At 70.7% G+C, this 10,532-nt stretch carries 12 protein-coding genes; 6 read left to right on the top strand and 6 right to left on the bottom strand.

The genetic code is table 11. The features are described 5' to 3' along the window. Window positions 1-468: IS701 family transposase (locus ACFVX9_RS16810; protein ID WP_387982249.1), on the bottom strand; the 468-nt coding region annotated here is incomplete at its 3' end. 147 nt (window positions 469-615) lie between these two features. Between ACFVX9_RS16810 and ACFVX9_RS16805 the strand changes: the two genes are divergently transcribed. Both ACFVX9_RS16805 and ACFVX9_RS16800 read left to right on the top strand, forming a co-directional pair. Further along, the gene (locus ACFVX9_RS16805; protein WP_387982244.1) at window positions 616-1,710 is read left to right on the top strand and encodes a 3-hydroxyacyl-CoA dehydrogenase; all 1,095 of its coding nucleotides are present in this window, start codon (window positions 616-618) and stop codon (window positions 1,708-1,710) included. A 185-nt stretch (window positions 1,711-1,895) separates the two neighbouring features. Beyond that, on the top strand, window positions 1,896-2,630 hold the full coding sequence (locus ACFVX9_RS16800; protein ID WP_387982242.1) for a dienelactone hydrolase family protein: 735 nt from the start codon (window positions 1,896-1,898) through the stop codon (window positions 2,628-2,630). Here the strand turns inward: ACFVX9_RS16800 and ACFVX9_RS16795 are convergent. Next, on the bottom strand, window positions 2,611-3,063 hold the full coding sequence (locus tag ACFVX9_RS16795; protein ID WP_387982240.1) for an FAD-dependent monooxygenase: 453 nt from the start codon (window positions 3,061-3,063) through the stop codon (window positions 2,611-2,613). The genes ACFVX9_RS16800 and ACFVX9_RS16795 overlap by 20 nt on opposite strands. A 347-nt stretch (window positions 3,064-3,410) precedes the next feature. Here ACFVX9_RS16795 and ACFVX9_RS16790 point away from each other — a divergent pair, with 347 nt between their 5' ends. Beyond that, window positions 3,411-3,929 carry a hypothetical protein gene (locus tag ACFVX9_RS16790; RefSeq protein ID WP_387982238.1) on the top strand — a complete coding sequence of 173 codons (519 nt, stop codon included), beginning with the start codon at window positions 3,411-3,413 and terminating at the stop codon, window positions 3,927-3,929. A 26-nt stretch (window positions 3,930-3,955) separates the two neighbouring features. Here the strand turns inward: ACFVX9_RS16790 and ACFVX9_RS16785 are convergent, their stop codons facing one another. Both ACFVX9_RS16785 and ACFVX9_RS16780 read right to left on the bottom strand, forming a co-directional pair. Then, complete coding sequence (locus ACFVX9_RS16785) at window positions 3,956-4,675, bottom strand: hypothetical protein (protein WP_387982236.1); 720 nt, start codon at window positions 4,673-4,675, stop codon at window positions 3,956-3,958. Window positions 4,676-4,890: 215 nt separating this feature from the next. Further along, a complete protein-coding gene (locus tag ACFVX9_RS16780; protein WP_380377945.1) occupies window positions 4,891-5,406 on the bottom strand; it encodes an AAA family ATPase in 516 nt (171 codons plus the stop codon). Between the two features lie 312 nt (window positions 5,407-5,718). Between ACFVX9_RS16780 and ACFVX9_RS16775 the strand changes: the two genes are divergently transcribed. Together ACFVX9_RS16775 and ACFVX9_RS16770 are read left to right on the top strand one after the other, a co-directional pair. Further along, window positions 5,719-6,939: a hypothetical protein gene (locus ACFVX9_RS16775; protein WP_387982234.1), complete on the top strand. Its 1,221-nt coding sequence runs from the start codon at window positions 5,719-5,721 to the stop codon at window positions 6,937-6,939. Window positions 6,940-6,946: 7 nt separating this feature from the next. Further along, a complete protein-coding gene (locus tag ACFVX9_RS16770; protein ID WP_387982232.1) occupies window positions 6,947-7,327 on the top strand; it encodes a hypothetical protein in 381 nt (126 codons plus the stop codon). 74 nt (window positions 7,328-7,401) lie between these two features. Here ACFVX9_RS16770 and ACFVX9_RS16765 read toward each other — a convergent pair whose 3' ends face one another. After that, the gene (locus ACFVX9_RS16765) at window positions 7,402-7,743 is read right to left on the bottom strand and encodes a hypothetical protein (protein ID WP_380377949.1); all 342 of its coding nucleotides are present in this window, start codon (window positions 7,741-7,743) and stop codon (window positions 7,402-7,404) included. A gap of 307 nt (window positions 7,744-8,050) precedes the next feature. Then, window positions 8,051-8,470, bottom strand: a complete 420-nt coding sequence (locus ACFVX9_RS16760; RefSeq protein ID WP_380486385.1) for a peptidase inhibitor family I36 protein — start codon at window positions 8,468-8,470, stop codon at window positions 8,051-8,053. Window positions 8,471-8,836: 366 nt separating this feature from the next. Between ACFVX9_RS16760 and ACFVX9_RS16755 the strand changes: the two genes are divergently transcribed. Next, window positions 8,837-10,042, top strand: coding sequence for an RNA-guided endonuclease InsQ/TnpB family protein (locus tag ACFVX9_RS16755; RefSeq protein WP_387982229.1), 1,206 nt, complete (start codon window positions 8,837-8,839; stop codon window positions 10,040-10,042). The last annotated feature ends 490 nt before the right edge of the window (window positions 10,043-10,532 follow it).

Genomic DNA, 10,532 nt, shown 5'->3' with positions numbered 1-10,532 from the left:
CCCGATCCCCGCCGCCCGGCAGCGTTCGCGGTCATCGGTCCAGGAGAGCGGCAGATAGAGCTCGCGGTCGATCAACGCCCGCCCCCTGCTTGAGGTGTAGGCCAGGAACGTCCCGATCTGGCTGTTCTCCGTGCGGCCGGCTGTTCCGGTGTACTGCCTCTGGACACCCGCGGACTTCGTTCCCTTCTTCAGGAACCCGGTGTCGTCGCCGATCAGTACGCCGTCCCGGGTGCCGATGCTCTCCATGACGAAGTCCCGCACATCGTCACGCACCGCATCCGCGTCCCAGTCGGAGTGGTTGAGCAGACGTTGGACGCCGTCGGGACGCAACTGCCCGACCCGCTCGGCCACCGTCCAGCCGTTTTTGCGTTCCAACGGCGCGAGCAGCCCGATCAGGTAGTCCAGCGCCCGCTCGCGGGGCTCCGACCTCCCGAAATGCCGAGCGAACCGGGCATGAAACCCGGCTATCCCCTCGGACCACGACTCAACCTGCTCAACCGTCAACCCATAGGCACACAGTCAAGACAACGAACACCTACACCCACAGTCACGCCCAGATGCGGTTGCAGTAAACTGGCCCACCGGGTCCTCGCGCAGCCGTCTCTGCACGAGGCGGTGACCTGGAACTTTCTGCTCTGCCTCGACCCCGACGGGGCACGCCTCGCAGAGGCCGGCGCCGGCACCCGAAGCCTGCCCGAGTACTTCGAGCACTACTTCCGCCCCGCCGCCGAGGAACAACCCGAGTGGGCCCCGGCGATCGGCGGGAGACTGCCCGAGAGCCGGATCCTCCTCGACCTGATCGACGACCTCCGGCCGTCCCTCCAGTTCTCCCTCCACAGCGCCGACGTCGGCGGGACCTTCCTCCAGTCGACCTGCGACCTGGCCGGCCTCGCCGAGCCGTTCGCAGAATCCGCCGCCGGACTCGGGATCCCGGTCGAGACCGGCCCCTACGACGCCTTCTGGCTGCGCGAAGCGGGCCCGGGCGTCTTCATGATGGCGCCGCACCACATCGACCAGCAGGAAAGCAGCACCGGAATGCTGGCGCCACCTCACGCCGACCAACCTCACGCCGACCAGCCCCAACCTCACCCCGACCAGCACCAGGAGACAGGAGGCGTCCGCGCCACCACCTGGTTCGCCCCCCAGCGCTACGGCGGCGAGACGGTCATCGTCGAGACGCCGGTCTGGGCCAGCGCCCACCTCGGGGACGCCCGCCCGGCCGACGACCCCTACGCGCGCCTGACCGCCTGCGCCGGCCAGGTCCGGGAGCGCGGGCGCCTGGTCACCGACCTGATGGACGAAGTTCTGCCCCACCTGGACGACACCGCCCTGCTCCGGGCCGCGCGCACGCCGCTGACGGCATCGCGGCAACTGGCCCACGAATGGGACCCGCAGGCCGCCGGACAGCGCCTCCTCCACCCGACGCCCATGACCGAGGCGAGACTCGCCGGCATCGAACTGTGGGCCCACCGGATCCCGGTCCGCGCGGCCGCGCTGCTCCGCCGCGCCGCCGAGGCGGCCAAGGCACCCACCACACCGGCCACCGCCCGACTCGACCACCTCCTCCAGGACTGGTGCGCCCAGTACCAGCAGCGCTTCCAGCCGCGCTGGCTGCCCGTCGCCCGCCAGGCAGAGCACCAGGCGAACACCGTCCAGGCCGCCGTGGAGCTCAGCCGTCCGACGACGCCCGGCGTTCGGCGCGACCGGTAGAGCCCTCCGCAAAAACCCGTTTGGTGGGCGAGGTGACCGCTGCTATGTTTTCGGAGGCCGTGCGAGAGAACGAGGAGGTGGTACCCGTGAACGCAGTATTCACATGGGTGCTCTCCTCCGGGGTCACGGTCGGGCGATAGGTCGTCCGGGAGCGCCGTATCTGAGCCCTCCCGAAAGGCACGACCATGCACTTCACTTCTGAACAGCGTTTCGACGACGGTGTCCTCGAGCGCGAGTTCACCCTCGGCGAGATCCCCGGCATCCTGTGGACGCCCGGATCCGCATCCGCACCGGCGCCGCTGATCCTGCTCGGCCACCCTCCCCTCGGACTGCGCAGGATGTACCCCCGACTGGTGGCCCGGGCTCGGCACGCCGCGGCGGATGGCTTCGCCACGGCCACCATCGAGCTCCCCGGAAGCGGCGACCGGCCCCGTTGGCCCGCCGTGGAGCAGGCCCGCGCTGACCTGCGCCGGGCGATGGAGGCCGGTGAGCCGGTCGGCGACGAGATCGTCGACGCCCTCGTCCTCCCGCTGGTCGACAAGGCGGTCCCGGAATGGCGGGCCGCCCTGGACGCCCTCCTCACGCTGCCCGACATCGGCGGCCCGGTCGCGTACTCGGGGGGAGTGATCTCCATCGGCATCCGGCTGGCGGTGGTCGAGCCGCGCATCTCGGCCGCCGTTCTGTTCGCCGGAAGTTTCGTGCCCCGCTCCATGTTCGAGGAGGCCCGGCAGGTCACCATTCCGCTGCATGTCCTGCTGCAGTGGGACGACGAAGGGAACGACCGGCAGGCGGCCCTGGACCTGTTCGACGCCTTCGGCTCGAAGGAGAAGTCCCTGCACGCCAACATGGGCGGGCACACCGGCGTCCCGCAGTTCGCCGGGGACGCCGCGGCCCAGTTCTTCACCCGACACCTGAGGTGAGGCCGGGCCGTCGGACCGGCGGCAGACGGTAGCCGATGTCGGTCGGCCTGCCACTGGTCGACGGCAGGTCCCGGCCGTCAACAGATCTCTGCACCGTGGGCCCCTGCCGAACTCTCGGCAGGGGCCCGTGCTGCCTGAAGTCAGAACTGTTCGATTTCTGCAGAGCTTCGAGTGCTGCCCGAACTCGTGTACAGGTGCTGTCGGTTCTCGTGAACAAAGCCACCCAACGCCTGTCGCGTGGCGGCGCCGAGGGCTGTGAGGGGGGCCGGGGAGGCGTGGGCGGGGCCCGGGCGCGGTCGCGGGCGCGCAGGAGTGCCTGGTCCACGGTGATCCGGCCCACTGCGCGGCGCTCGGTTTCGTAGTCGTCCAGCAGCCGCGGGTCGGCGTGGCCGCGCAGGACCGAGACGAGTTTGGTGGTGAGGTTCCAGGTCATCGACCTCGTCCTCGACGGTGCGGCGCCCGCGCCGAGCTGAGGAGAAGAGCGGACCGGACTGCGGCCTCCGCCACGCCGGCACCGCCTCCACGTGCGCACTGGCGCGTCCGTCCGCCGCCACGCCGCTCACCGGCATCGGGTGCTGCCGGGCCCGGGTGGGGCATTGCACGCCAACTTCCTTGCTGTCATCCTCAGTTGGCCGTATCGGTCCCGGCGGTCGGTCGGGCAGGCTCTGCGCGGCGGGCGCGGCTTCGTGGCGGGGGCGGCGAGCGCAGCAGCAACAACGGGGGGTAGCGGTCGTGGTGCGTGCGCGGGGAGGCGGCGTGTGGGGTGTGGCGGTGCGAGCGGTGGCGGGGATGCTGGCGGTCGCGCTCCTGACCGGGGCGGTGTGGCTGGCCTGGTGGCTGAGCGCGGAGCGGATGGGCGCGGCCATGGGGCTGGGCCCGCCGGACGGCGTGGTGCTGGTGGACCGCTGTTACGAGGTGTCCGACAGCGAGGGCAACAGCGACGGCACCAACTGCCAGGGGCGGTTCACGCCGGCCGGCGCCTCCGCGGGCGAGGCCCGCCCGATCGTGGTGAACGGCACGACCGGCAAGCACCGGGCCGGCACCCGGCTCCCGGTGCGGCTGGTGCGGGGCGTGGCCTACGAGCCGTCGTCGTCGCCCGCCGTGAAGTACGGCGCCGGCGCGGGCGCGGTCCTCGTACTGGGCGCCGTGCCGGCCGGCTGGCTGCTCGTCGGAGTCCGGCGTGGTGAGGCCCCGGAGGTCATGACCCTGGTGGTCGGCCTCTTCATCGGGCTTGCGGCCGTGGCGGTCCTGGGCATCGTCGTCGGCTTGCTCGCGGGCCTCGTCGAACTGGCGCTCTGAGCGGAGCCGGGCCGTCGACGTGCTGCTCACCTGGTGATGTCGCCGTCCGGTACGTCCCGGACGGTGACCTCCTTGCCCTGTCGGCCCAGGATCTTGGCCACCACGTCACCGATCCCCTTCGCGTCGCCCGTCGGCTCGGGGACCGATCCGTCGGTGTACCGCTCGATGGCCTTCTGAAGGTACGAGGGGTTCCAGGCCCCGACGGCCCCGCTGACGTCGACGGCCGCCACCCGTCGGCCACCGACGGCACGCCTGATGGCCGGCAGGACCTCGTCCGAGTAGTACTTCCCCGGGACCTGGAACAGGCTGACATGGCCGCCGACCTTGCCGCCGTCCCGCAGGTAGACGGTGACGACCAGGCAGCTGGTCACCGACGGGTAGGTGATCGTCCCGTGCGGACCCACCTCGCCGACCTCGCCCTCCGTGATCGAGAGGGCGGTCGCGGGCGCACCGGCCTGCTGGACCCCGGCTACCGGGCCGGACGCAGCGCCGAGCCCGGTGAGCTCCTCGGTCCCGGCAGCCTTGCCGAACGCGGCCCTGACGGCGTTGACGGAGCCGACGGAGCTGACGGCGTTGACGGAGTCGACCGCCTCGGTGGGGGCCGGGCCGTGCGCCGGCTTGCCGGCCCCCGGCCAACCGGCCGTCGCGCCATCGCCCCCGCCTGCCGCGCAGGCCGCCAACACCAGTACCGCGCCGACGGCCAGCCCGACCTTTCCCACGCACCGCTCGGACACCACGAACTTCATGACCCCACACCCCACGAATCCGGTCTGCACACACCCGCGCACGCACGCGGCGACACATGGTCCCGAGTACGAACGATCTCGTCAACCCAACACCCGACACCCAACACCCGACGGCCGGCTGCCGGGGGTCACCGGCGCCGGTCGTGTGGCCGCCGGCAGCGGTCGCCGTGGTCGACCCGTCCGGGGGAGGGGAGTCGGTTCCGATCGTCGCCGGGTCAGGCGTCGGGGGAGCCGGTGATCCACCGCAGGACGTCCTCGGCGACCTCCACCGGGGTACGGTCGGAGCTGGTGAAGGCCGTGGGGACGAGTTCGCGCAGTTCGTCGGCGTCCTGGAGGGCTTCCTCGACCTGCTCCGCGCTCCAGCCGCGGGCGGCCAAACGGACGCGGCGGTCGTGGTCCGCGCAGTCCAGCCGGGCCCAGACGACCTCCGGGGCGTCCGGCACATCGGCCGCGGCGGCCTCCCACTCGGCCGGGGTGAGGGGGCAGGACACCAGGACGGGCCCGCCTCCTCGCGCGAGCATGCCCGCGATCCGCACCCACAGGCGGTTGTAGTCGGGCCAGATGCCGGACGCGTCCGGGGAGGTGATGTCGATACCGAGCAACCGGCCGTCGTCGTCGGGCAGTTCGTCGAAGTCGACCACCGTGACGGGCCGTTCCCGCAGCCGGCCCAGAAGTGTCGACTTGCCCGCCCCCGGTGCCCCGGTGATCAACCGCACCACAGACCTGACCATGCCGATTCCAGCCCCGCTTCCGTCGATGACCGGTACCCCGGATCCTGAGTGTCCAGCCGACCATAGCGGGACACCTGTCCTTCGTCCCCCAGGATCCGGCCGCAAGTCGCCCTCCGGTGCCGCAACATCCGTGTTCTGTCGGCGAGTTCGCGTTGATCCGGCGACGAACCGGTCGGGGGCAAATCACCGATCGGGCTGCGCGTCCCGGCCGGGCTGGCGGAGACTGGTGCGCGGCACGGGGGCGGGGAAGCGGCGTGCCATCGGCTCGGCGGTGCCTCCGTGACGTCAACGAGAGACAGGAGCTGCACACCCATGAGCAAGCGCACCTCTCGCACAGTCGCGGCGGCCGTCGCCGCCGCCACGGCCGCGGCCCTGGCCGTGGGTTCGGCACCGGCGGCGGCCGCCGACCCCTACCCCGGGGGCATCTCGGTCGGGTCGCCGCCCATCGAGCCCGGCACCTACTCCAGTGAGCTCAAGGCCGCCAACGGCAACGGGGACAGCGTCTCCTTCGTCATCGTGGGGGACCTCACCCGTAACGAGAACATCAGGACGTACATGCTGCTCTGGAAGGCGGACTGGTCGACCGAACAACTCGCGCTGCTGCCGGGGGACGCCGGTGGCAGTCCGGTCGGGATCAACAACGCCCGTACCGTGGTAGGGACTTCTGGCGCGCAGGTCGGGGGCCGGCAGCACGCGGTGCGATGGACTTCCCCGTCCACACCGACCGAACTGCTTCCGCTGCCCGGCGACACGACGGCGTCCCCTGCCGCGATCGGCGACAACGGCACCGCGGTGGGGTCCTCCTGGGGCGCGGCGGGCGCGGAGGGCGCGAAGCACGCCGTCGCGTGGCCGCCGAGCGGTGCACCCGTCGTCCTGCCGCCGCTGCCGGGTGACACCGAGAGCGAGGCCGTCGCCGTCAACAGCTCGGGTACGGCAGTCGGCTACTCGTACCCGGCCGGCGGTATCGCCTCCCGGCGGGCGGTGGCGTGGAGCCCCGATGGGACCGTCACCGCGCTCGACGTGCCGGCGGGCTACGTGACCAGCAGCGCGGCCCGCATCACCGACTCCGGCGTCGTGATCGGGGCCGGCCGGCCGGGCGGTGAGCCGGGCGCGGACCACGCCCTCGTCTGGAACGCCGCCGGCGCCGTCTCCGACCTGGGTGCGGGCAGCCAGGCGAAGGCCGTGAACAACGCGGGCACGGTGGTGGGCAGCCTGGGAGGACAGGCAGCGCGCTGGGCCGTCGACGGCACGCCTGTGCCGCTCGCGCCGACCACGCTCACGAGCGTCGCCACCGGTATCAACGACCAGGGCGTCATCGTCGGGTACACCAGCGACCCGTGGCCGGCCCGCGCCCAGCTCTACGCGCAGCGCTGGAATCCCGACGGGTCCGTCATCGCGCTTCCCGCGTGGTCGCAGGACTTCCCGTACTCCATGCCGTTCTTCGTCACCGACAGCGGAATCGTCCTGGGTGAGCTCCTCCTTCGAGGCCTCGCGGGCTACGGCAAGCCGTTGACCATCCGCTGGACCATGTAGCGCTCCGGTGACGTTCCCGGACTGGCGCCAGGGCGTCGCCACCATGGTGCTGCGCGAGTCGAAGGCCGACGGCCGGGTCAGCGGTCCCGGGCAGCGCGAACCACCTCACCCGCCCCGCAGACGGACGGCCGCACGAACGCCCCGCTTCCCCACCCCCGCTTCCCCACCTCCCCGGCGGCGTCAACCCGCCGCCGGGGCGGGCCCGCTGTGGTCCCGCCGCACCGCGCGCGTGCTGGCGGAGTTCCCCGCGGTCGGGGTCGAGGGTGTGCCCGGTGTCGGGCACGCCGGGGACAGGGGGCGGACCCTGTGCGGGATCCGTGGCCGTCCCGCCCGCCCGGTGCTGCCCCGTCCGCTGCTGCTGATGCGCGCCTGGGGGCCGGCACGGTGATCTGGCGCCGGTTCGGCCCCGAGGCTGACCACGCTCTCGCCGCCGACTGGACCGGCTGCTCGTGGCTGGTGAGCTTATGGGAAGTACTTCCAGGCACCGCACGACGAGAGGCTGCCGTTCCAGTTGCAGATCCGGGCCTGCTTGATGGGGTACTTGAAGGTTTTCGCCTTGGGTCCCATAGCGATCATGAAGATGCCGGTGTGTTCGCCGCTGGAGAGATAGAGGTCCAGGGCAGCCCCGATTCCGTCGTCGCTGTCGTCCGTGATCGTTCCGATCGCGCCTTCCACGTAGGCGTAGTCGCACAAGCCGCGGTCGCAGCTCGACCAGCCGGTCCCGGCGGCGCTGGCCGGGCCGGCGGTCAGGAGTGCTGTTGCTGCGAGGACGGGTATCACCGTTCCCGCCAGTCGCTTGATCATTCGATGCTCCTTCTCGTGTGATTTCTGTTCAGAGACCCAGTGGCGGCTGCTACGGGGTCTGTGGTGCGGGTTTCCTTTGCTTGACGGGCCGTTGATCCATCGATCGGCAGTCGGGAGACCTCCTTGGAGGCTCCTGGCCGAATGGCGGGTCCGCGCAGAAGAGCGCATCGTTGAACGAGCGATCTCTGGATGCAAGACTCGCGGACCCGCCATCGACCGAGCTGCCTACAAGGCCGCCATCAGCATCGACATGCTCACCACCAGTCCTTGACGGCCCTGGCGCCGCCCTGGCTGAACGGCGGTGCTGCTAGAAGAGGTTGACGAAGGTCGCCTTGTCGTTGATTCCCCACGGGACGTTCACCGGCGGGCCGTAGGGGGCGGAGCCCATCAGGTAGTTGTCGCCTTCGTAAAGGCTCAGGGTGCCGCCGCTCCTGTTCCAGAAGGAGCTCGTCCTGGAGTCCATGCCGTAGTTGGCAAGCCTCCAGCGTCCGGAGCTGGGAACCACCCAGATCTGGCCGCCGCCGTTGGTGTCCGAGAACAGGCATGCCTGGGTGTGGATGCAGTTGTCCCACACCGTCGCCAGGGATTCGCTGCTGACGGCGATCGGGTAGATCACGGCAGGAGCGTCGCTCCTTTCGCCGGCGGCCGCCTGGGCCGAGGCGGTGCCGGCCGCAGACGCGATCATCAGGATGGCACTGGCCGCGGCCAGCGCGAACTGCTTGCGCATTTTCTTCCTCTTTCTTGTCAATCTTGTGGTCTGCAGTGCTTTCCACACGTAGCGCTCCGGACGATTTGTGAGGATTCCTTGGCTCTTGCCGAAACGGTTTCACAAATACGATCGACTGCCGACGCCCATCTCTCCCGCCACACCGCGCTATTCCCGGTGCGGCCGGAGCGGCTCCCCAGTGGTCCGGCCGGTCGTGTTCGTACGCGGAGACGGCCGTGTCACCTGATTTCTCCCAGGAGGCTCCGGCCTTCAGGCCGGGGAGGAATGGGTCCTCGGCCCGGAGCCGTGAAGCGGCGGAGTTCTCTGCACATCTGCTCTGACCTGCGCTTTCTTCTGTTGTCGGTGGGGGCTGTTAGGTTGCGGCTCATGACGACGACAGCGACGGCCGGTAAGGCCGGGTACGCCCGGTACACCTACCGGCTCCGCGTGTCGGCCACCGCCCTCGCACTGCTCGAAGCGGAGTGGGGGAAGTGCCGCTGGGTGTGGAACGAATCCGTGGCGATGTCCCGCAAGGTCCACAAGCACAACAGGGCGACCGTCGCGGAGAAGACCACGTGCGGCCCCGCACAGCTCGACAGGATGCTGACCGGGGCCCGGCAGTCGATGAGCTGGCTGCGCGAGGGCGCGTCCGTTCCGCAGCAGCAGACCATCCGCGACTTCGCCAGGTCCCGCGCCAAGGCGCTCAAGGACGTCAAGGCGAAGCTGCCGGTCAAGCAGCGCGCCGGGATGCCCCGGCACAAGAAGCTCAAGGACTCCCGGCCGTCGCTGAACTACACGCAGCGCGGGTTCCGGCTCAAGGACGGCCGGCTGCACCTCGCGGGCGGCATCGTGCTGACGGTGGTGTGGTCGCGTGACCTGCCGTGTGTCCCGTCGAGTGTGCGCGTGTACCAGGACGCGGTCGGGCACTGGTACGCCTCGTTCGTCGTGGCCGCCGAGGTCCGGCCGCTGCCGGAGACCGGTGCGGTCATCGGGATCGACTGGGGCGTGAGGGAGACCGCCACCACCACGTCCGACGCGCATGACCTCCCGCACGCGGAGCACGGCAGGACGGCCGCCCGACGTCTGGCGAAGTACCAGCGGCAGATGGCGCGCCGCCGGGCCCCGAAGGGGAAGGCGCAGACGAAGGGCTACCGCGAGGCCCGGCGGCAGGCCGCGAAGGTATCCAGGAAGGTCGCCCGGCAGCGGCAGGACACCGGCCGCAAGTGGGCCAAGCAGGTCGTCCGCGACCATGACGCGATAGCCGTCGAGGACTTCCGGCCGAAGTTCCTCGCCAGGACCACCATGGCCAGGAAGGCCGCCGACGCCGCGATCGGGGCGACCAAGCGCGCCCTGATCGAGATGGGCCGCAAGCACGGCAGGTCCGTGCACCTGGTCGACCCCGCGCACACCACCATGGACTGCGCGCACTGCGGTGCGAGAGCCAAGCACCGCCTTCCTCTTTCCGAGAGAACGTATACGTGCACCGTGTGCGGAGTCTCCTCTCCCAGGGACAAGAACTCCGCCCGGGTGATGCTCGTCCGGGCTGGTCTCGACCCGGCTAGTGCTGATCTTGTAAGCCCTGCCCGTCGCTGACGGCCAGGCGAAGTGAGCTAGGAATCCCCGTCCTTTAGGGCGGGGAGGATGTCAAGGGACCCTGCAAGTTGTCCGAAGAACCGGTGGAGACTCCACAGTGCAGCCTGTTTGATTGTCCATCTACAAGAACCCGGCCGAAGGCCAGGTGGGCGGCGGACAACCCGGTTTGGCCGCCGGACAGGACAAGGGGGCTTGGGGTGGCTGGTGTTGGACGTCCGCAGGGGCGGCTCAAGGGGGAGACCGAGCAGGCGGATGCCCTGGCCGGGTTCGTGCGGGAGGTGACGTCGGGGGTCACCGTCCGCGAGCTCGCCCGGCGTTGCACTCACCCCGCGTCCCCTGCTTTGTCCGCAGACAACCGGATCGTCCGCCGCTCACCTGGCGTTTGGCCGGTTTCTCGTTGATGGACAACCAGAGCGGCTCGCATGGTGGGACCTCCACCGGGTCCGAGCGCTTGGACGGCTCTCGGCGGCCTCCGGCGAAGCGGACCCCC

It is taken from the genome of Kitasatospora sp. NPDC058243, assembly GCF_042882025.1.
Taxonomy (GTDB): Bacteria; Actinomycetota; Actinomycetes; order Streptomycetales; family Streptomycetaceae; genus Kitasatospora.
The sequence above is the reverse complement of the archived record's forward strand: the minus strand, read 5'-3'. Positions and strand labels throughout refer to the sequence as shown.

Bases quoted from the DNA above. Each gene is read 5' to 3' on its own strand.
- ACFVX9_RS16800 (WP_387982242.1), top strand. From the start codon at position 1,896: ATGCACTTCACTTCTGAACAGCGTTTCGACGACGGTGTCCTCGAGCGC.
- ACFVX9_RS16795 (WP_387982240.1), bottom strand. From the start codon at position 3,063: ATGACCTGGAACCTCACCACCAAACTCGTCTCGGTCCTGCGCGGCCAC.
- ACFVX9_RS16785 (WP_387982236.1), bottom strand. From the start codon at position 4,675: ATGAAGTTCGTGGTGTCCGAGCGGTGCGTGGGAAAGGTCGGGCTGGCC.
- ACFVX9_RS16780 (WP_380377945.1), bottom strand. From the start codon at position 5,406: ATGGTCAGGTCTGTGGTGCGGTTGATCACCGGGGCACCGGGGGCGGGC.
- ACFVX9_RS16775 (WP_387982234.1), top strand. From the start codon at position 5,719: ATGAGCAAGCGCACCTCTCGCACAGTCGCGGCGGCCGTCGCCGCCGCC.
- ACFVX9_RS16765 (WP_380377949.1), bottom strand. From the start codon at position 7,743: ATGATCAAGCGACTGGCGGGAACGGTGATACCCGTCCTCGCAGCAACA.
- ACFVX9_RS16760 (WP_380486385.1), bottom strand. From the start codon at position 8,470: ATGCGCAAGCAGTTCGCGCTGGCCGCGGCCAGTGCCATCCTGATGATC.
- ACFVX9_RS16755 (WP_387982229.1), top strand. From the start codon at position 8,837: ATGACGACGACAGCGACGGCCGGTAAGGCCGGGTACGCCCGGTACACC.